This window comes from Aureimonas sp. AU20 (genome assembly GCF_001442755.1).
Lineage (GTDB): Bacteria > Pseudomonadota > Alphaproteobacteria > Rhizobiales > Rhizobiaceae > Aureimonas.
In genome coordinates, this window is the sequence record NZ_CP006367.1 from 3,680,896 (window position 1) to 3,701,695 (window position 20,800).

Genomic DNA, 20,800 nt, shown 5'->3' on the forward strand with positions numbered 1-20,800 from the left:
GCTGAACTGTCTGCGCTCGGCTGCCAGAATTTCGGCCTTACACATGGTCCGATGTGACCGTCTCATGCTTCCAGCGCATTCCTTAAATCGGTTGAACGGACGTTTCCTCGCCCCGAGCAGGCGTCGCCGGGTACTGGGCTCCTTGGTTTTCGCCCGTGCGACGGAACCTCCACCGCGCCCGTGCATTGGGCGCGGTCGACGCTGCGAACAAATTCGCGTGCGAGCAAAGGATGCTGCCTTGGATATCGTGACGTCGCAGATGCTCAAGAAGGCGCTTCCGCTGTTCACCGCCCTTGCGGTGACGGTGCTGATCCTGACGGTGTCCTCCATCCTCTATCTCGGCCGCGAAATCTTCGTTCCCTTCGCGCTCGGCATTCTTCTGTCCTTCATCCTGGCGCCGATCGTCATCAAGCTGCAGCGCTACCGCGTGCCGCGCATCCTGGCGATGTCCGGGGCCATCCTGGCCGCGACTGTGGTGATCCTCGCGCTCGGCTTCCTCATCGCGACACAGGTGACGGGCCTCGTCGGCGAAATCCCGTCCTACCGGGTAACGGTGGAGCAGAAGCTGCGCTCCCTATCGGAATCGGCCCAGGCCGAGGGCAACGGGCCGTTCAGCCGCGCCGCCGTGGCGCTGGAAGAAATGGCAGCGGACATCCAGAAGCTCGCTGCCCCCGCCGAGGCCGACGCCAACCAGCCCAAGCCCATTCCGGTGACGGTGGAGAACAACGGCAGCGTCTTCGCCACGTTGAGCGCCGTCGCCATTCCGCTTCTTTCGCCCATCGCCACGTTCGGCGTCGTCATCATCTTCGCGATCTTCATCCTCCTCCAGCGGGAGGATCTCAGAAACCGCTTCATACGCCTTGCCGGCACGGACGACCTGCAACAGACCACGGCGGCGATCGACGACGCAGCCAAGCGCCTTTCGAAGCTGCTTCTGTTTCAGCTGGGCGTGAACGCCGCCTTCGGCGCGATGACCGCGCTCGGCCTCTGGCTCCTCGGCGTGCCGAGCCCGATCCTCTGGGGCATTCTCGGCGGCATCCTGCGCTTCATTCCCTATGTCGGCGGCTTCGTCGGCGCCGGCCTTCCCATGCTGCTCGCCTTTGCGGTCGATCCCGGCTGGTCCATGCTGATCTGGACGGCAGTTCTCTATCTCGGCGCCGAAGCGCTGCTCAGCAATGTCGTGGAGCCCGTGCTCTACGGCCATTCCACCGGCCTCTCGCCGGTCGCCATCCTTCTGGCAGCGACGGTCTGGGCGCTGCTCTGGGGCCCGATCGGCCTGATCCTGGCGACGCCCCTCACCATCTGCCTCGTGGTTATGGGCCGGCACGTGCCGCGCCTCGCCTTTATCGACGTGATGTTCGGCGACCGGCCGGCGCTTTTGCCGGCTCAGATCTTCTACCAGCGCATGCTGGCCGGCGCGCCGCAGGAAGCGGCCGATCAGGCGCGCGAGTTCCTGCGCGAGCGCGAACTCGCCACCTATTACGACGAGGTGGCGCTGGACGGGCTGCGCATCGCGCACGAGGACGTGGCGCGCTTCGCGGTGAAGGGCGAGCGGCTGGAAACGCTGCGCGCGGCGACGCTCGAACTGGTGCGCGAGGTCGGCACGATCAACCCTTCCAAGCGCCGCCGCAAGGCGCACCTGACGGCGGAAGCGGCGGCGGCCGTGGACGCGGTCGGCCCCGACCAAGAGGTGACGCGCATCGTGCAGCGGAAGGGCGATCTCGCGCCGGAATGGCGCGGGCAGACACCCGTCATCTGCCTGTCCGGCAACAATGCGCTGGACGCCGCCGTTACCACCATGCTCGCCCAGGTGTTGGAGCGGCACGGGCTCGGCGCACGCCACATCGCCTTGTCGGAGCTGCGCGAGAAGCCGCCGACCGCCAAGGATGCGGAAGGCGTGGCGCTCGTCGTCCTGTCCTTCATCGAGCCGCTGTCGACCGTCCATCTTCGCCAGGCGGTGCGCGCGGTGCATCGCGTCGCGCCCAAGGCGCGCATCATGATCGGCATCTGGCGCCAGCGCGACCCCGCCATGCTTCAGGAGCTTCAGCGCCGCGTCCATGCCGACGCGCTGGTGACCACGCTGAACAAGGCGCTGGCCGCGGCCCTCGAAATGTCCGGCCAGCGCATGGCGCAGGCGCCCGAACCCCGCCCCGCCCCGCGCCCCGAACGACCGGGCAATAAGGTGGAACCGGAAGCCGCCGCCGTGGCGCTCTGAGGCGCGCTCAAGCGGGTGCGGGATCGCATCCGCTTCGGCGTGCGTGAAGAGGACTGGAGTTGAGACCCGCCCGCGCTGGCGGGACGAAATCTTCAAACGCGATCAGGCCCATCCCAACGGATGGGCCTTTTTCGTATGGGGGCGGCAATCCCTCAAGCGCGCCGCGTCCGACTGAACTCAGGGCCACGTGGAGCGCGACGCGGTGGCTTGAACGGTAATAGTCTCAACAGGTCCATGCTCGGCACCTCTGCCTCCGCCCGGCCTGACAGCCGCCGACGTCAGGGAGGATGGCGACGAGGCCGCTGACTCCCATCCACTATAGACCCAGGGCATCACTTCTTTTCAGGCCGTCCGAAACCACGCCCCCAAACGAAAAAGGCCGCGCTCGAAAGCGCGGCCTTTCCAGAAGTCTCGAATCTCGGACGAGATCAGTCCTGCGACTCGGGGCGCATGAAATGGACCCGGTCCACCGCCGACTTGCGGAAAGCTTCCGCCACATGGGCGAAGGCTTGGTGGGCGGCGTCCGAAACGTCGTCGTTCTGTTCCGGCTCCAGAAGGAAGACCAGGAACGAGCGGCCCGTCGCCATGTAGTCCGTGCCGAAGTCGAAGTGAGCGAGCTCGCTGCGGTTCGGCAGGTTGGTGTCGATGATGGAGACCCAGCGCTTGCCCCCGGGCGCGGAGGGAAGCTTGAAGTTCACCACGTCGTCATGCGCGTTCAGGACGAGAAGCATCGTGGCGTCGCCACCGAGGCGCCGGATGCCTTCCGCTTGCGCGCGGCCGTCCAGCAGCAGGCCGAAGCAGCGCGCGCCGGCATCCTGCCATTCGCCGTCCTGCATCTCGGAGCCGGAGGGCGAAATCCAGGTCACGTCCTTGGCGCCGATCTCCTCGTCGAACGTGCCATGCAGGAAGCGGCCTCGGCGCAGCATGGGCAGCGACTGGCGCAGCATGATGAGCTTCTGGACGAACTCGGCGAGTTCGACGCCCTGTTCGGTGACGTTCCAGTCGACCCACCCGATCTCGTTGTCCTGCGCATAGGCATTGTTGTTGCCGTTCTGCGTGCGGGCGAACTCGTCGCCCGCCAGGATCATCGGCGTGCCGCGCGAGAAGAGCAGCGTCGTGAAGAAGTTGCGCAGCTGGCGGAAGCGGACCTCGTTGATGGCGGGATCGTCCGTCAGCCCTTCCACGCCGTAATTGTAGGAGAGGTTGTGCGAATGGCCGTCGCGATTGTCCTCGCCATTCGCTTCGTTGTGCTTGTCGTTGTAGCAGACCGTGTCGTGCAGCGTGAAACCGTCATGGGCGGTGATGAAGTTCACCGAAGCCCACGGCCGGCGGCCGCGCTTGTCGAAGAGATCGGCCGAGGCCGAAATCTTGGAGGCCACGGCCGGGATCTTGCCCTGCTCGCCCTTCCAATAGGCGCGGATCGTGTCGCGATAGCCGTCGTTCCACTCCGCCCAGCCCGGCGGGAAGCGGCCGACCTGATAGCCGCCCGGACCGCAGTCCCAGGGCTCGGCGATGAGCTTGACCCGGGTGAGCAGCGGGTCCTGCATCGTGGCGTGGAGGAAGGAGGACTCCTCCGAGAAGCCGTGCGGCTCGCGCGCCAGAATGGTGGCGAGGTCGAAGCGGAAGCCGTCGACATGCATCTCGCCGGCCCAGTAGCGGAGAGAGTCCATCACCAGCTGCATGACGCGGGGATGCGAGGTGTTGACCGTGTTCCCCGTGCCGGTGTCGTTGATATAGTAGCGCTTGTTGTCCGGCATGAGCCGGTAATAGGAGGCGTTGTCGATGCCCTTGAAGGAGAGCGTCGGCCCGTTCTCGTTGCCTTCGGCCGTGTGGTTGTAGACGACGTCGAGGATGATCTCGAGACCCGCATGGTGGTAGGTCGAGACCATTTCCTTGAATTCGTTGACGAAGGGCGAGCCCATGTAGCGCGGATCGGGCGCGAAGAAGCCGAGCGTGTTGTAGCCCCAGTAGTTCCGCAGACCCTTCTCGACGAGATAGCTGTCGTCCACGTAGGCGTGGATCGGCAGCAACTCGACCGACGTGACGCCGAGGCTCTGGATGTAGCGAACGACGTCGTGATGGGCGAGGCCGGAGAACTTGCCGCGATCACGCTCCGGCACGGACGGATGGCGCTGCGTGAAGCCCTTCACATGGGTCTCATAGAAGATCGTCCGTTCCCACGGCACGTTCGGGCGGGTCTCGGTGCCCCACGTAAAAGCGGGGTCGATGACCTGGCTCTTTGGCACGAAGGGCGCAGAGTCGCGCTCGTCGAACGATAGGTCGCCGTCCGGGTGGCCGATCGTGTAGCCGAACAGCGCGTGGTCCCATTTCAGCTCGCCCACATGCTGCTTGGCATAGGGGTCGAGCAGCAGCTTGTTGTAATTGAAGCGGTGGCCGTTCTCGGGCTCGTAGGGGCCATGGACCCGGTAGCCATAGACCTGGCCGGGGCGCGCATCCGGCAGATAGCCGTGGAACACCTCGTTCGTGTATTCCGGCAGGACGATGCGCTCGAGCTCGTTCTCGCCCGTCTCGTCGAACAGGCAAAGCTCGACCTTGGTGGCGTTGGCCGAGAAAAGGGCGAAGTTGACGCCGAACCCATCCCAGGTCGCGCCTCGGGGAAAGGGCTGGCCCGCCTCGACCCGCGTGCCGCCGCGCCCGGCGCGCGGAAGGCTCTTCAGCAGGGAAGCTGTCGTGTTTTGGATGTTCACGGACGATAACTCGCGTCAGGAGGAAGACTGCGAGCGAGGAAAGGCGGGAAGCGCGGTTTGGTTCCGCGCCTTGGATGGAACGATTTTTCGCTGAAGGCGAATGCGATCGTCCAACCTCGGGTTCGGCCTGAACTCTTCGCGGGCTGCGGCGTTGAGGCGCGGCAGGAATGGCCAAGGGGGAACACCATCCATGAAGATCGAAGCCGTCATGACCCGGCATGTCGAATATGCCGCACCGGACGATGCCGTCTCGGACCTCGCTGTCATTATGGGGGATCTCGACGTGGGCGCGCTGCCCGTCGGCTCGGACGACGAGTTGCTGGGTGTCGTCACCGATCGCGACATTCTCTTCCGCGTCGTGGCGCGGGGCCTGCACCCCGCGCAGGTTTCGGCGCGCGAGATCGTGTCGACGCCGGTGATCGCCTGCCACCCAGGCGACAGTCTCGGCGCGGCGATGGACCTTATGGCCAGCAACCATGTGCGCCGGCTGGCGGTGCGGAGCGAGAGCGGCAAGGTCGTCGGCTGGGTGACGCTGGCCGATCTCTCCCGCAAGCTGCTTCTGGATTCCGACGTCGTGCAGAACGGCTTGGCCGAGATCAGTCGCGATAGCGGCGGTTGACGCTGCCGACCACCTCCTGCGACAGGCCGAGGCGTGCCGCCAGATACGTGAGATAAAGCTGGCCGGCAGCCTGCCGCGAGCCGGCCGCCAGAAGCGAGACGGCATAGGCATGGGCGGCCCGGTCGCTCGCCTGCGCCCCGGCGACGAGGACGTTCACCGACAAAGGCGCGGCGGCGGAGGCGCGAAAGCGCTCCAGAACCGCCTCATCCGCCCCGCGCCGCGCGAGCCGCGCTTCGGCGGCGGCAAGCGCCACCTCCCCGCCGCCGCCGGCCATCGCCGCTGCGGCTGCGACATCCACCAGGAAATCCCGCTCCGCCCCGGCCAGCGTGCGAAAGTCGATCGTCAGCGGGTAGGAGATCTGGTGGCGGTTCGCCAGATGCGCCCCCAGAAGCTTGGCCGAGAGAACCTTCAGCGTTTCCGCGCGCTGGCGGCGCATGGACTGCGGGAGGGGCAGCGGCTCGGCGAGCGTCGCCAAAGCCGTGTCCGGGAGGATCGTCTCCAGCGCCAGCCCCTGCCCGTCGCGCGGGCCGGCGGCGCGGCCGGCAAAACGCCAAAGCCAGCCGAACGCCATTACTGCGCCGCCGCCTCGGTCGCGGTGGCCGGCAGCAGCGCCTCGATCTGCCCGAGCAGGCGCGAGAAATCGACCGGCTTGGCATGATAGTCGTCGCAACCGGCCGCCAGCGTCTTTTCCCGGTCACCCGACATGGCATGGGCGGTGAGCGCGATGATCGGGATGCGGGGGATGGAGGGGTCAGCGCGGATGGTGCGGGCCGCCGTCCAGCCGTCGAGAATGGGCAGGTTCATGTCGAGCAGCACGATGTCGGGCGCGGCGACCTTGGCCTTGTCCACCCCGTCCTGCCCGTCATGGGCGAGAATGACCTCGTAGCCCCGGCGCTGCAGGCGCCGCGACAGGAAGTCCCAGATTTCCTCGTGATCTTCCACCAGCAGGATACGGGTCATCGGATGGGCTCCAGTTCGGATTCCTGCCCCGCGGGCAGAGCTTCGCTCGGTGTCTTGCGTGTCATAACGCGGATCTGGCCCGCAAGCTCCCGAAGGTCGACATCTCCCTTCATGAGAATGCGGGAGGTCTGTCCCTGCAGCCGCTCGAACTCCTCGCGGGTGAGGTCCTTCGAGGTCAGGACGAGCACGGGAATGTCGCGCCATTCGGGGCGCGAGCGCAGCGCGTTGAGGAAGCCGAACCCGTCCATCACCGGCATGACGAGATCGAGAAGGATGAGGCCCGGTTTTTGAACGGCGACGCGCTCCAGCCCTTCCTGCCCGTTCACCGCCGTCACCACGTCCAGCCCCTCGCGCTCCAGGAGGGTCGCGGTGCGCTGAAGCGCGTCCTCGTCGTCGTCCACCGCCAGAACCAACGAATTATCGGGCGTGCGGTAGCGCGTCATGACGCTTTTCAGCTTGGTCCATTCCACCGGCTTCAGGAGATAGTCCGAAGCGCCGAGGGCGAAACCGAGACTGTGCTCGTCGATGATGGTGATCATGATAACGGGAATGTCCGTCAGCTCCGGGTCGGCCTTCAGTTCGGTCAGCACCGTCCACCCGTCCATCTTGGGCATGGTGACGTCGAGAAGGATCACGTCGGGCTTGAGCATCCGGGCCATTTCCAGCCCGCTCAGGCCGTCCGCCGCCGTGCGGACCGAGAAGCCTTCCTTGCTGAGGAAGCGCATCATCAGCTCGCGCGCATGCGGATCGTCGTCGATCGCGAGGACCAGACCCGCCGCGCCGTGCGGCGTCGCCTCGCCGATCGTGACCGGCGCCGTCAGCTCCGCCTCTTCCGGAGGCACTTCCACCTCGGCGGGAATGCGGATGGTGAAGGTCGTGCCGGCGCCGGGCTCGGAGCGCACGCCGATGTCGCCGCCGAGCAGGCGGCAGAAGGCGCGGGTGATGGCAAGGCCGAGGCCCGTGCCGCCGAACTTGCGCGTGGTGGAACTGTCGGCCTGCGCGAAGCGCTCGAACAGGCGGCCGACCTGCTCCTGCGTCATGCCGATGCCGGTGTCCGACACTTCGAAGGTGATCCAGTCGCGCCCATCGCCCGCCGAGCGCTTGGCGTGGAGGGTGATGACGCCGTTCTCGGTGAATTTCGAGGCGTTGGACAGGAGGTTGATGAGGCACTGGCGCAGCTTCACCTGATCGGTGTGCATCGGCCCCAGCTCGCCCTCACGCTCCACCACGAGGCGGTTGTTCTTCTTGGCGACGAGCGAGCCGACCGTGGAGGCCACCTCGTCGATCACCGTGCCGGTCTCGAAGGTCTCGGCGAAGATGTCCATACGCTCGGCCTCGATCTTGGAAAGGTCGAGCACGTCGTTGATGAGGCTGAGGAGATGGCGGGCATTGCCCTCGATCTTCTTCAGGTCGGACAGGAGATGCTCGTGGCCGAGATCCTCGACCTCCTCTTCCAGCATCTCGGCATAGCCGATGACGGCCGAGAGCGGCGTGCGCAGCTCGTGGCTCATATTGGCGATGAACTGCGACTTGGCGCGGTTGGCGTTCTCGGCCGTCTCCTTGGCGGCGGCCAGCTCGTCCTCGGCCTCGCGCTGGCTGGTGACGTCCGTGTTGGTGCCGAACCAGCGCCGGATCACGCCCTCCTCGTCGCGGATCGGGATCGCCTGGCTGAGGAACCAGCGATAGGAGCCGTCGGCGGCGCGCAGGGGGAACGTGTCCTCCCAGGGCTGCCCCTCGGAGAAGCGCTGCATCAGCCCCTGGCGCACCCGTTCGAGATGGTCGGGATGGTGGACCTTGGTCCAGCCGAGGCCCTTCATCTCGTCCATCGTGGCGCCAGTGTAGTCGAACCAGCGCTGGTTGTACCAGTAGATCTCGCCGTTCGAACTGGCGGTCCAGGCGAACTGGGGAATGTTATCGGCGATGGCGCGGAACTGCTCGTTGGTCTCGCCGAGTTCGGCCGCCGTGCGCTTCTGGTCGGTGATGTCGGTGTGGGTGCCGATCCATTCCAGAATGTCGCCCTCGGGCCCAAAGATCGGCACCGCGCGGGCGATCATGTCCCGCCACTCGCCGTCGAAGCGGCGCACCCGGTGCTCGATCTTGTAGACCGATTTGGACTTCACCGCCTCGTTCCAGATGTCGGCCGAGCGCTGCCGGTCTTCCGGGTGGAGGGCGTCGATCCAGCCGAAATCGCTGTAGGCTTCCTCGCTCTGGCCGGTGAAACGTGCCCAGCCCGGCTGCTCGCCGCTGAAGCGACTGGAACTTGGCACCGACCAGACGATGGCCGATGTCGCCTCGATCAGCGAGCGGAAGCGGCTTTCGGACGCGGCGAGCCGCGCTTCGGCGCGCATACGCTTGGTGGCGTTGACGAGAGCGACGCCGGCGCCGACGACCTCCGGCCCCGCCCGGCGCCCTTCGGCATGAAGCGGGTAGAGGCTGGCGAGATAGACGCGCTCGTCCTCCCCTTCGCCGACCCGCAGTTCCACGTCGTTGTGCACCGCGCCGCGCCGCAGCGTTTCTTCGAACAGGCGCGACAGGCGCTTTCGGTCGGCGGGGAAGAGATCCAGCACGTTCGCGCCCGGCTTCGGAGCAAGGCCGCCTTCGCCCGAGACGGCGCCGAAGGCGGCGTTCATGCGCCCGAGCGTCAGGTCGCGCGAGACGAAGGCGGTGCCGATCGGCGCGTTGCTGATGACGGAACTGAGAAGATCGGCGTTGCGCCGGCCCTCGATCTGCCGGCGAAAGGCCAGGATGGCGAGCGCGGCGGCCGAGGAGATGGCGAGAAGAAAGGCGAGATTGGAGATGAGGTCGGTTCGCCGCCCGGCCGCCATGGCCTGATCGACTCGAATCTGCGCATTGCGCTGAACGGTCGCGACCTCGGCGCGAATCTGGTCCATGACCTCCCGGCCCTGGCCCGAGCGAACCAGTTCGGCGGCGGGCTCGAAGCCCCCGTCGGTGCGCAGGCGCACAACCTCGGCCTCGAAGGCGCGCTCGGCCGCCGTCAGTTCGGTCAGGCGCCGGAGCCGGGCCGGGTCGGCGCCCGCCGCCTCCCAGTTCTGGCCCATCCGGTTGAGCTGCGCGTCGAGCCCGGCTTCGGCCAGGCGATAAGGCTCCAGGAAGACTTCGGTGCCGCCCAGAACGAAGCCGCGCGCCGAGGTTTCCAGCGTCACGATCATCGACAGGAAGCGTTCAGTCTGGGTTCCGACCTCCGTGTTGGCGGTCACCCGCACGTCCCGCATCCGCGTCTGCCACACCGTCCAGCCGAAGGCGGCGATGGCCAGGACCAGAAGCACGGCGGCCGTCAGCCCCGTCCGCCCCATGCCGTCCATGCGTTTGCGGCCGGTGTCATTGTCGGATGCGCTTCCGACGCCATTCTTGATCATCGTCGTCCCCCGGACGCGGGCGAAACACCTGCGCGACGGGCGGAACAACGCATCGTCCCTCCTTTCGTTCAGCCGCCGGGCGCCCCCGGCGGCAATTTTGTCGCGAGTTCCCCTGATGACACTCGATCAAGCCCTGGCGTTCGGACTTGTCGGCCTCACCGTGGCCGGGTTCGTCTGGGGGCGGCTGCCTTACGACCTGATCGCGCTGGCCGGCCTCCTGGCGGGCGTCGTGACCGGCATCGTCCCGGTCAAGGCGGCCTTCACGGGCTTCTCGGACGACGTGGTGGTGATCGTCGTGGCCGCGCTTCTGGTGAGCGCGGCGATCGCGCGCTCGGGCGTGGTGGAGGACATCATGCGCCCCTTCATGCCCTTCATGAAGACGCCGCAGCGGCAGGTCATGGTGCTGGTCGGCGCGGTGACGCTGCTCGCCATGTTCACCAAGAATGTCGGCGCGCTCGCCATGTTCATGCCCGTCGCCGCGCAGGTCTCGCGCAAGAGCGGCACCTCGATCTCGCAGCTTCTCATGCCCATGGCCTTCGGCTCGCTGATCGGCGGCCTCGTGACGCTGGTCGGCACCTCGCCCAACATCATCGTCTCGAAGATTCGCCAGGACATCACCGGCCAGCCCTTCGCCATGTTCGACTATGCGCCGGTCGGCCTCGGCGTCGTCGCGGTGGGCTTTCTCTTCCTGTGCTTCGCATCCAACCTCATTCCCAAGCGCAAGCCGGCGGGCGCGGCCGGCGACGCTTTCGCGCTCGACGCCTACACGGCGGAAGCGCAGGTGCCGGAAGGCTCGGCCTTCTCGGGGCGGACGGTGGCCGATCTCGAAGCGGCGGCCGACGGCGACATCGCCGTGCGCACGGTGATCCGCGAGCGCTTTCGCCGGCTGGAGCCGACCCCGAACCTTCTGATCCGCGAGGGAGACGACCTTCTTCTGGTGGGCGAGCCGGAGGGTATCGAGCGCGCCGTCGCCCGCGCCGGGCTGCGCCTCACGGGCGAGCCGACGACGCAGGCCGGCGACATCGAAAGCGAAAGTGTGGTGGAGGGCGTCGTCACGCCCCAGTCGCCCATGGTCGGCTCGCGCATCGCCAAGCTTTCGCTCCCCTCCGCCCATGGCGTGACGATCCTCGCCGTCAGCCGATCGGGAACCGAAATCCGCCAGCGTCTCCATTCGCTGCGCCTGCGCGAGGGCGACGTGCTGGTCCTCAAGGGCACCAGCGAGACCGTGCCGGAAGCCCTGGCGGCGCTGAAGATCCTGCCGCTGGCCGAGCGCTCCATCGTACTCGGGCGCAACCGGCGCTCCTTCATTCCGCTGGGCGTGCTCGCCGTCGCCATGCTTCTCACGGCGACCGGGCTCGTCAGCGCGGTCGCGGCCTTCTTCGGCGCCGCCGTGGTGCTGCTTCTCCTGCGCGTCATGAGCATGCACGAGGCCTATTCCACGGTGGAGGCCTCGGTGATCGTGCTCCTGGCCGCGCTGATCCCCCTGTCGGAGGCGATCCAGACCACGGGGGGAACGGACCTCATCGCCGGCTGGCTGTCCACCGCGCTGCACGGGCTTTCGCCTCTCACCTCGCTCTTCATGGTGACGCTGCTCGCCATGTCGGTGACGCCCTTCCTCAACAATGCCGCGACCGTGCTCATGCTGGGGCCGATCGCGGGCAGTTTGGCGCAGCGGCTCGGCCTCAATCCCGACCCGTTCCTGATGGCGGTGGCGCTGGGCGCGGCCTGCGACTTCCTCACGCCGATCGGCCACCAGTGCAACACGATCGTCATGGCGCCGGGCGGCTATCGCTTCGGCGACTATTGGCGCCTCGGCCTGCCCTTGTCGCTGATCGTTCTCTTCGTCGGCGTGCCGCTCATCGCCTTCTTCTGGCCGGTGGCGGTGTGATGTCGCCGCACGGAGCTTTGGGGGAACCGCCGTTCGCGATAGCTCGCGAATTCAGCATGGGTTTGTTCGGAAAAGCCCCTTCCCGCCGCTAGGTTCTGCGGCAGAAACGGACCGCCGCCCCGGCGGCGTCCCTGGAGGGAAGGCAACCCATGGCTCGCATTCTCGTCGTTCCCGGCTGGCGGGGCTCCGAAAACGGACATTGGCAGCGCCATCTCGCGGAAAGCGACCCGGACGCGCTCCTGGTGGAACAGGAGGATTGGGAGAACCCGATCCTCACAGACTGGCTGCACACGCTGGAGGCGCACCTAGCGGCAGCGCCCGGCGCCGTGCTGGTCGCCCACAGCCTCGGCGCGGTGCTCGTGGCGCATCTGGCCGCGCGACCTTCGGCCCAGCATGTGGCGGGCGCGCTTCTGGTGGCGCCGGCCGACACCGCCCGGATGGCGCGCGGCGACCCGCGCTTCCTGTCCTTCGCGCCGATCCCCCGCGCGCCCCTGCCCTTCCCCTCCGTGGTGGTGGCCTCGCGGGACGATCCGTTTATGAGCCTGTCCACCGCGCGCTCCTACGCGGGCGCCTGGGGCTCGGGCTTCATCGATCTCGGGCATGCCGGGCACATCAACCCGGCCAGCGGCTTCGGGCGTTGGCCCGAGGGCGAGACGCTGGCGCGCGACCTCGCCAACGGCTGGGATCACGAGGGGCCGCATGCGGCGGGCCCGAGCCTCTCCTCCGTCGCCCACGCGCCGATCTTCTCGTTCGGCGTCAACATGGCGTCGAGCGGGTAAGCCACCGAGGCCGACGGTGGGCGGGAAAGCCCACCCGCCGCCTTCAGCCCAGCGCGAGCGCCGGCGTGCGCCCGTGCTCTTCCAGCTCCCAGACGGCGTGCCAGGCGCCGGCCTGACGCTCCACCACGAGATAGTTCCGGTCGGCCGTGTAGACCGGCCGTTGGCCCGGCAGGGGGCGCAGGCGGATCTTGCGGCCCTTGAGCGGCGATTCGCCGAGCCGCGACAGGAGCCCCAGCCCGATCGCCATGGCGCGCGGCGGCTTGGGGTGGGTGATGCCGGAGGCGACGAGCTGGTGCAGCTGGCTGCCGTCGCGAAGATCCATCGTGCCGCGCGTCGCCAGATGGATTTCGCCCGAGACGATGGTGACGGGCGAGCGGCGGCAGACCGCCTCGCCTTCCATGAGCGCGAGAAAGCGCCGCCATTCCGCCCGATGCGCCCGGCTCTGCCACTGGTCGCGCAGATCGTCCTCGTATTGCTGCGGCCGGGGGTAGAAGTCGAGCAGCGCTTCCACGAGGCTGAGACGCGGGCCGAGCGCCGGCACGCTGGAAACGACGATGCGCCGCGCACCCTCGGGTGCCGCCGTCAACGTGGCCTCGAAGGCCGCCCAGCCCGCCTCGCCCATGACCCGGTCGGGCCGGCGCTCGGAGCGCAGGTCCGGCAGGAGAACCGACAGGCCGGGGAAATGCGCCCCTTGCGTGAAGCTCCGCCCGGTCCGGTCCGGGCAGGTTTCCGGCAGCAGGCCGTCGGCGGCGCCGAGCTGGAAGAGAAGGAACATCTCGCGCGCCGCCGCGAACAGGCCGAGCGCCACCGGGCTCTCCTGCAAACCGGGCGGATGGCTGCCCCAACCGTCGAAAATGTCGTGATCGTCCCAGATCATCAGCGAGGGAACGGCGGCGAAGAGCGCGGCCGCCGCCGGCTGGCGCAGGAGGTCGAGATAGCGGCGGAAGAAGTAGGAGCGAACGGCCTCCTCCATCTCCGCCGTCCAAGCGACGCCGGGCCTTTCCTCGTTGGGCAGCTCGCCCCAGCGTTCGACCTCGGGATGGGCCTTGATGGCTTCGTCTGCGTAGAGCTGGTCGCCGCCATGGAGGAGAAGCGCGAAAGGCCGACGTGCGTGCTCACTCTGCAACCGGCGCCACATGACGTCGCGATCCTCGTGCGAGCGCGCCTCGTCGTCATGCTCCTGCCCGTTGCAGGACACGAAGCCGACCGCGAGGTCGCCGCTCATGTCGGTGGCGACGCGAAAGCTCCCGCCGTTCACGCCATAAGCGGCGGTCGGCGACAGGGGAAGCCGGAGATCGCTGCGCCAGACCTCGTGGCCGAACAGCGCGCCGAGTCGAACCGGCTCGCCCGCCGCCCCGCCGGGCGCCTCGAAGACCGGGGCCGGATCGCCCTGGCGCGTGACGGCGACCGCCGCCATCCGGGCTCCGTGCTCGTCCGCCCCGCGCGCGAAAAGGATCGGCCCTGCCGCAAGGCCGGTCTTTCCGTCATGTCCGGTCAAGAGAATCCCCTTCGCCGCCCTGGCTCGTTTGCCGGCTCCCAATGTCGGAAGTCGGCGGGCGGATGCAAGGGCAGCGCGCCCACACCAAGCGCGCTGGTTGCAGGGTCAGAGCCCGTTTGACAACTCGGTCGGGTCGGCCCGACGCGTTGTCAAACAGTCCCTTAGAGAATGGGCGAAAGGCTCCGTGCCGCCTCGTTCCGGGCGAGGCCGCCGGGCAGCGGGCGGTGGCTGGCGCCGGTTTCGGCGTTCAGGCACTGCACGTCGTCGGGCGAGAAGAAGACGCTCAGCCGCTCGCCGCGCGGCGGCGGAGGCGCGGCGGGGTCGTTGAACGTGTCGATCAAAAGTTCGTTAGCGCCGAAGCGGGCGCGGATGCGCACGACCGAGCCGAGAAACGCCACGTCGACGATCTCGCCTTCCAGCCGGTTGCGCCGGTCCGGCCCGGCCTGGAGCGACAGAGCCTCGGGGCGCAGCGCCAGCGTGACGCGGCTGCCCGGCTGGGCGCCCGGCGTCTCGGCATGGATTTCCTGCCCCGCCACGATCACCCGGTCGCCATGCGCCGCTTCGCCTTCCAGAAGGCCTAGGGTGCCGACGAAGGAGGCGACGAAGCGCGTGCGCGGCCGGTTGTAGATTTCGAAGGGCGTGCCGACCTGCTCCATCCGCCCCTCGCTCATGACCACGATCCGGTCCGACATGGACAGGGCCTCTTCCTGATCATGCGTGACGAAGATGGTGGTGATGCCGAGCTCGCGTTGCAGCTCGCGAATTTCCTCACGCAGCGACACGCGGATCTTGGCGTCCAGCGCCGAGAGCGGCTCGTCGAGCAGGAGGACACGCGGCTTGGGCGCGATGGCGCGGGCGAGCGCGACGCGCTGCTGCTGGCCGCCGGACAGCTGGTAGGGATAGCGATCCTTCAGATGCTGGAGCTTGATGAGGCCGAGCATCTCGTCCACCCGCGCGGCGATCTCGGCCTTGCCGAGGCCGGCGATCTTAAGCCCGAAGGCGACATTGTCCCCGACGCTCATGTTGGGAAACAGCGCATAGGCCTGGAACACCATGCCGATGCGCCGCGCGTTGGGCGGGGTGTCCGTCACGTCCTCGCCGGCGATGCTGACGCGGCCGGCGCTGGGCGTCTCGAAGCCGGCGACGATGCGCAGCATCGTGGTCTTGCCGCAGCCGGACGGGCCGAGAAAGGAGATGAACTCGCCTCGCTCGACCTCCAGATCGAACTCGCGCAGCACGGGCACGCCGTTGAAGCTCTTGCGAACGCCCTCGATCTTCAGAAAGCTCATGGCGTGGCCCGTTTGCGAAAGGGAAGGGAAAACAGGCGCGCGCGGGGCCGACCCGGCCCGCGACCGCCCGCGACCTGCAGAAGCACCATGCAGGCCCAGGTGACGAGGAAGGAGATCACCGCCAGCGCCGCCGGCTCGTAGGCGCGGTTGGCGCCGACATTCTGCAGATAGGGCCCGAAGGCCGGCCGGTTGAGAAGGCTGGCCAGCACGAACTCACCGATCACGATGGCGAAGGTGAGAAAGGCGCCCGACAGGACGGCCGGGCGCACATTGGGCAGGATCACGTTCCAGAGGATAGCGCCGCGCTTGGCGCCGAGACTCTCGGCCGCTTCCGTCAGCGTGCGGATGTCGATCGCCTGCAGGCCGGTGTCCACCGCACGATACATGTAGGGGAGCGCCAGCACGCTGTAGCCGAAGACCAGCAGCACGTTGGTGCCGGGCACCGTGGCGGTGAAGGGCAGCCAAGACGAGGAATTGTAGAGCCGGAGATAGCCGAAGACGAGCACGATCGGCGGGATCACCAGCGGCAGCAGCGTGACGAACTCCACCACCGGCCGCATGCGCGGCAGGCGCAGGCGCACCCAATAGGCCGTGGGCACGACGAGCGCGGCGCCGATCACGATCGTGGCGAGCGCCGCCACGGCCGAGAACAGGAACGTTTCCTGAAAGCGCTGGTCGGCGAAGACGACGCGGTAGGCCTGGAAGCTCCAGGTGCCGCGCAGCATGGACAGCGAGAACTGGAAGGTCGCCCAGAGCGGAAGCAGGAAGTAGAGGGCCGCCAGAAGGACGATGAGGGTGGAGACGATGCGGCGCGGCTTCATTTCAGCCACCGTTCGGCGCGCGCGCGCAGCCAGATGTAGAGAAGATTGGAGCAGCCGGTGATGACGATCATGCCGAAGGCCAGCGCATAGCCGAGATTGGGATTGTAGAGCACATCGCCCCGGATCTGCGCGTAGAGGAGGATCGGCACGATATTGAGCGAGGAGCCCGTCAGCGCATAGGCCGTGGCGATGGCGCCGAAGGCGTTGGCGAAAAGGAGCAGGAAGCAGCCGAGAAGGCTGGGAAACAGCACCGGCAGGCCGATCATGCGCCAATATTGCCAGTTGGTGGCGCCCAGGATCGAGGAGGCCTCGCGCCATTCGCGCTTCAACCCGTCCAGCGCCGGCGCGATGATGAGCACCATCAGCGGGATCTGGAAATAGAGATAGGTGAGCGTGAGCCCCCAGAAGCTGAGGAGGTTGAAGCCCATCCGGTAGATGTTGATGCCGAAGGCCTCGTTCAGGAACCAGGTGACGAGGCCGAGCCGACCGACCGTCGCCAGGAAGGCGAAGGCAAGCGGGATGCCGGCGAAGTTCGAGGCGACGCCCGAGAAGGTGACGACGCTGGAACGCACGAAGGACGGCAGCCCTCCGTGCACGATGGCATAGGCGACGAAGAAGCCGATCAGCGCGCCGAGCCCGGCCGAGGCGAGGCTGATGCGGATCGAGATCCAGTAGGCGGCCAGGATCTGCGGCTGGAAGAGAGCCGTGAGATTGGCCAGCGTGAACTCGCCGGCCGGATTCTGAAAGGCACCGATGATGAGATAGAGCGTCGGCCCCACCAGGAAGAGGAGCGCGAAGAGGAGGAAGGGCACGACGCCGAGCCAGGCCATGGACAGGCGCGCGCGCCGCTCGGCCAGCGGACCGGAGGCCCCTGCCCGCCCCTGGGCCGCGCCGCTTTGGCCGAGGCCACCGGGGCCCGCTCCGCCCTGCGGCGCTTCAAGAAGTCCGACGCTCGATGCCAAGGCCACTCCGCGATCTTGCCGAAGGCGCCCCCGCCCCTCCGATCAGACGCGGAAGACGAGAGCTGCCCGTTGGAACGATGTCCGCTCCCCGCCCGTCAGCCCGGCACGAGAGCCGAGGGGTCGGAACGGGAAAAGGCCGCCGGCGAGCGGCGGCCTTTCAGAAGTTTGGGGTTACTGGACTTTGGCGCCCACGACCTGATCCCACTTGGTGGTGATCTCGGCCTTGGCGCCGTTCTGCTCGTCCAGCGTCGGGAACTTGGCCCGCTCGTAGGCGGCCGCAGGCGGCAGCTTGGCCAGGAGGTCCTGCGGGATCTTGCCGGCCTTGGCCATCGCGTTGAAGCGGATCGGGTGGCAATAGCCCTTGAGGTAGTTGATCTGCCCCTCGTCGGAATAGATGTATTCCATCCAGAGCTTGGCGGCGTTCGGGTGCGGCGCGTAGGCGCTGATCGCCTGAACGTAGACACCGGCGACTACGCCGGACTTGGGCACCACGACCTCGACCACAGGATTGCCGGCCAGCGTGTCGCGGCCTGCCAGGGCGTTGTAGTCCCAGCGGATCATGATCGGCGTCGTGCCCTGCGCGAGCGAGGCGGGCTTGCCGATCACCGGCACGAAATTGCCGGCTGCGTTCAGCTGCTTGAAGAAGTCGAGGCCGGCATCGGCGATTTCGGTGGCCGAGCCGTTCGGCTTGGCGGAAAGGCCGGCGGCGTAGACCGCCTGGATCGCCTGCGCCGAGGCGCGGGGGTCACCCGCCAGCGCGACGGAATTGGCATAGTCGGACTTCAGGAGGTCGGACCAATCCTGCGGCACGTCCTTCACGATGTCCTTGTTCACCTCGAAGGTGAGGACACCGTAATAGTCGCCGTACCAGAAGCCGTCGGCATCCTTGGCGTCGTCGGGGATCTCGCTCCAGGTCGCGACCTTGTAGGGCTGGACCAGCTTGTCGGTCTTGGCCTGCGGGCCGAAGGACAGGCCGACGTCGATCACGTCGGGCGCCTGCGGGCCGGTGTTGCCCTGGTTGGCCTTGATGGCCTCGATCTCGTCGGCCGAGCCGGCGTCGGGGTTCAGCTCGTTGACCTCGATCCCGTACTTGGCCTTGAAGCCCGAGATCATCTCGCCGTAGTTGCACCAGTCGTGCGGCAGGGCGATCGTAGTGAGCTGGCCTTCCTTCTTGGCGGCGGCCACCAGCTCGTCCATCGACTGAGCCCGCGCGGCGGGCGCGGCGGCGGCCATCGCGAAGGACGCGACCGCCAGAATGGAAACACCGCGATTCAATGTCCGGCTCATGTCAGCCCTTCTCCCTTGATGCCGCCCTTTGGCGGATCCGCGCTGCGAGCCGATGCCCGCCGTCTGCGGCTAGCACGCTCGCATGACAGTTCGGTGTCAGTTGAACAGGCCTTCAACCGCCCCGGCTCCTGGGTGACATGTGATCGGCTTATCGAAAACGAGGCAAGCAAAAAGAAAAGGCAGCCTGTGCGTTTCCCCAAGGGAGCCACGGCCCATCGAAAAAAAGGGCCGGCTTGGTGCCGGCCCTTCTCAAAGGTTTGGATTGTCGCGTCTTCGAGGCGCGTTCGGCTTACTGGCCTTTGCGGGCGTCCGAACGGCTCTTGAGCAGACTCGCCACCGTGGTCACCACGAGGATGCCGACGATCACGGAGAGCGAGAAGCTCGTCTCGATATGCGGCAGGCCCTGGATCGGCTGGCCGCCGTTCAGGAAGGGCAGCGTGTTGGCTTCCATGGCGTGGATCACCAGCTTCACACCAATGAAGGCGAGAATGAGCGACAGGCCGAGGCCGAGATAGACCAGCCGGTCGAGCAGGCCGCCGAGCAGGAAGTAGAGCTGCAGAAGGCCGAGCAGCGCGAAGGCGTTGGCGGTGAAGACGATGTAGGGCGCGTCGGTGAGACCATAGATCGCGGGGATGGAGTCCAGCGCGAAGAGAAGGTCGGTCATGCCGAGCGCGATGATGACGATGAACATGGGCGTGAAGAAGCGCTTGCCGTTCTCGATCACCGTCAGCGCGTTGCCGCGATAGTCGTCGGTGGTCGGCAGGTGGCGCTGGAAATACTTCACCAGGGCGTTCGGCTCGTATTCCTCGTCGGTCGACTTGGCGCCGTGCGAGAAGCTTTCCACCGCGAGCTTGTAGGCGGTGTAGAGCAGGAAGGCGCCGAACAGGTAGAAGACCCAGGAGAAGCGTTCGATGGCCGCCGCGCCGAGCGCGATAAAGATGCCGCGCATGATGAGCGCGATCACGATGCCGATCAGAAGCGCCTTCTGCTGATAGGCCGCCGGCACGCGGAAGCTCTTCATGATGATGACGAAGACGAAGAGATTGTCGACCGAGAGGGACTTCTCGGTGATGAAGCCGGCGAAATACTCGATACCGTGCTCGCGGTCCCAGAAATGCCAGACGCCCCAGCCGAACAGGAGGGCGAGCGCGACGTAGAAGGTCGACCAGAGGGCCGCTTCCTTGAAGGTCGGCTCATGCGGCTTGCGCACATGGGTCAGGAAGTCGAACACGAAGAGCGCGGCGATGCCGCCGATCGTCGCGAGCCATACCCAGGTCGGCACCACATCGGGGGAAATCCCCGTCAGGGCGGTCTCCGCCGCGGCATTCGATATCGTCTGGTCCAACTATCCCTCCTTGGCGACGGACGACATGTCCGCATGGCCCAATCCGTCCCGCGCGGGCCGCCACCGGCTGTCCCGGCGGTCTCGGCAGGCTGTGGGCGGTCGGCTCGTTCGCCAACCGTCCCCACGCCGCGACGCGGCGCATAGGTGTGTTGTTTTTTTCGCGGTGCAACGGCGCCGCGCGTGAATTCGGACAGTGTGTGGGAAACAACGCCGCCGATCCGCGCGCCGCGCGACAGATCAAACCGGTTTAACCGGCCGAGGGCTTGGGTTTTTCCGCTGGAAAGACAAGACGATCAGCTCGTCTTATCACATCGATTTGAGGAAGACTTGAAGCGGCACGGAGCGCCGCTTCCTCTTCTTGCCCTTCTGGAACGCCTGTTCAGGCCGCGTTCGCATGGGCGCGCAGCGCGTCCATGTTGGCGCGGTAGCTCGCCTCGTTGCCGCCCTTGTAGACCGCCGAGCCGGCGACGAACGTATCGGCGCCCGCCTTGACGATCTCGCCGATCGTCTCGGGCGAAACGCCCCCGTCCACCTGAAGGCGGATCGGCCGGTCGCCGATCCGGGCGCGCAGGCGGCGGATCTTCTCCAGCGTCGAGGGAATGAAGCTCTGGCCGCCGAAGCCGGGATTGACCGTCATCACGAGGATCAGGTCCACCCGGTCGAGCACGTATTCGACGGCGCTTTCGGGCGTCGCGGGATTGATCGCCACGCCCGCCTTGCAGCCCAACGCGCGGATGGCCTGGAGCGAGCGGTCGAGATGGCGCGTCGCCTCGGCATGGACGGTGATCCCGTCGCAGCCCGCCTTGGCGAAGGCTTCAAGATAGGGATCGGCCGGCTCGATCATGAGATGGGCGTCGAAGAACTTCCGGGACGCCCCGCGCACGGCCGCCACCACGGGCGGGCCGAAGGTGATGTTGGGCACGAAATGCCCATCCATCACGTCGAGATGGATCCAGTCCGCCCCGGCGCGGTCCACCGCCGCGATCTCCTCGCCCAGGCGCGAGAAGTCGGAGGAGAGGATGGAGGGGGCGATGACGAGGTCTGCGGCCACG

15 protein-coding genes are annotated in these 20,800 nt (G+C 67.2%); 4 read left to right on the forward strand and 11 right to left on the reverse strand.

Going from position 1 to position 20,800, the window contains the following annotated elements; all coding sequences use genetic code 11:
• Positions 1-247 precede the first annotated feature (247 nt).
• A complete protein-coding gene (locus M673_RS16790; protein WP_244493207.1) occupies positions 248-2,215 on the forward strand; it encodes an AI-2E family transporter in 1,968 nt (655 codons plus the stop codon).
• 428 nt (positions 2,216-2,643) lie between these two features.
• Here the strand turns inward: M673_RS16790 and glgX are convergent, their stop codons facing one another.
• Positions 2,644-4,917, reverse strand: a complete 2,274-nt coding sequence (glgX, locus tag M673_RS16795) for a glycogen debranching protein GlgX (RefSeq protein WP_082639751.1) — start codon at positions 4,915-4,917, stop codon at positions 2,644-2,646.
• A gap of 196 nt (positions 4,918-5,113) precedes the next feature.
• On the opposite strand from glgX, the gene M673_RS16800 reads away from it, so the two are divergent.
• Entirely contained in the window at positions 5,114-5,542 is a 429-nt protein-coding gene (locus tag M673_RS16800; protein ID WP_061977382.1) for a CBS domain-containing protein, read from the forward strand.
• On the opposite strand, the gene M673_RS16805 is transcribed toward M673_RS16800, so the two are convergent.
• From M673_RS16805 to M673_RS16815, 3 genes are read right to left on the reverse strand one after another with little or no spacing between them, the layout of a single operon-like run.
• Entirely contained in the window at positions 5,520-6,113 is a 594-nt protein-coding gene (locus tag M673_RS16805) for a DUF533 domain-containing protein (protein WP_061977384.1), read from the reverse strand. The genes M673_RS16800 and M673_RS16805 overlap by 23 nt on opposite strands.
• On the reverse strand, positions 6,113-6,502 hold the full coding sequence (locus M673_RS16810; protein WP_061977386.1) for a response regulator: 390 nt from the start codon (positions 6,500-6,502) through the stop codon (positions 6,113-6,115). The genes M673_RS16805 and M673_RS16810 overlap by 1 nt, the downstream gene beginning before the upstream one ends.
• Complete coding sequence (locus M673_RS16815; protein WP_061977388.1) at positions 6,499-9,879, reverse strand: response regulator; 3,381 nt, start codon at positions 9,877-9,879, stop codon at positions 6,499-6,501. Before M673_RS16815 ends, M673_RS16810 begins: the two co-directional genes overlap by 4 nt.
• A gap of 115 nt (positions 9,880-9,994) precedes the next feature.
• Here M673_RS16815 and M673_RS16820 point away from each other — a divergent pair, with 115 nt between their 5' ends.
• Together M673_RS16820 and M673_RS16825 are read left to right on the forward strand one after the other, a co-directional pair.
• Positions 9,995-11,767, forward strand: coding sequence for an SLC13 family permease (locus M673_RS16820; RefSeq protein WP_061977390.1), 1,773 nt, complete (start codon positions 9,995-9,997; stop codon positions 11,765-11,767).
• A gap of 149 nt (positions 11,768-11,916) precedes the next feature.
• The gene (locus M673_RS16825; protein WP_061977392.1) at positions 11,917-12,546 is read left to right on the forward strand and encodes an RBBP9/YdeN family alpha/beta hydrolase; all 630 of its coding nucleotides are present in this window, start codon (positions 11,917-11,919) and stop codon (positions 12,544-12,546) included.
• Between the two features lie 43 nt (positions 12,547-12,589).
• Here M673_RS16825 and M673_RS16830 read toward each other — a convergent pair whose 3' ends face one another.
• The 7 genes from M673_RS16830 to rpe form a co-directional block, all read right to left on the reverse strand.
• Positions 12,590-14,044, reverse strand: a complete 1,455-nt coding sequence (locus M673_RS16830) for an alkaline phosphatase D family protein (RefSeq protein WP_061977394.1) — start codon at positions 14,042-14,044, stop codon at positions 12,590-12,592.
• 161 nt (positions 14,045-14,205) lie between these two features.
• Complete coding sequence (locus tag M673_RS16835) at positions 14,206-15,333, reverse strand: ABC transporter ATP-binding protein (RefSeq protein WP_061977396.1); 1,128 nt, start codon at positions 15,331-15,333, stop codon at positions 14,206-14,208.
• Positions 15,330-16,154 (reverse strand): ABC transporter permease, encoded by an 825-nt coding sequence (locus M673_RS16840; RefSeq protein WP_061977398.1) that lies wholly within the window; start codon positions 16,152-16,154, stop codon positions 15,330-15,332. The genes M673_RS16835 and M673_RS16840 overlap by 4 nt, the downstream gene beginning before the upstream one ends.
• Positions 16,151-16,984: an ABC transporter permease gene (locus M673_RS16845; RefSeq protein ID WP_061977911.1), complete on the reverse strand. Its 834-nt coding sequence runs from the start codon at positions 16,982-16,984 to the stop codon at positions 16,151-16,153. The genes M673_RS16840 and M673_RS16845 overlap by 4 nt, the downstream gene beginning before the upstream one ends.
• A 303-nt stretch (positions 16,985-17,287) precedes the next feature.
• Positions 17,288-18,349, reverse strand: coding sequence for an ABC transporter substrate-binding protein (locus M673_RS16850; RefSeq protein WP_374700930.1), 1,062 nt, complete (start codon positions 18,347-18,349; stop codon positions 17,288-17,290).
• Positions 18,350-18,692: 343 nt separating this feature from the next.
• Positions 18,693-19,748: a TerC family protein gene (locus tag M673_RS16855; protein WP_244493206.1), complete on the reverse strand. Its 1,056-nt coding sequence runs from the start codon at positions 19,746-19,748 to the stop codon at positions 18,693-18,695.
• Between the two features lie 379 nt (positions 19,749-20,127).
• Entirely contained in the window at positions 20,128-20,799 is a 672-nt protein-coding gene (rpe, locus tag M673_RS16860) for a ribulose-phosphate 3-epimerase (protein WP_061977402.1), read from the reverse strand.
• Position 20,800: the final 1 nt, after the last annotated feature.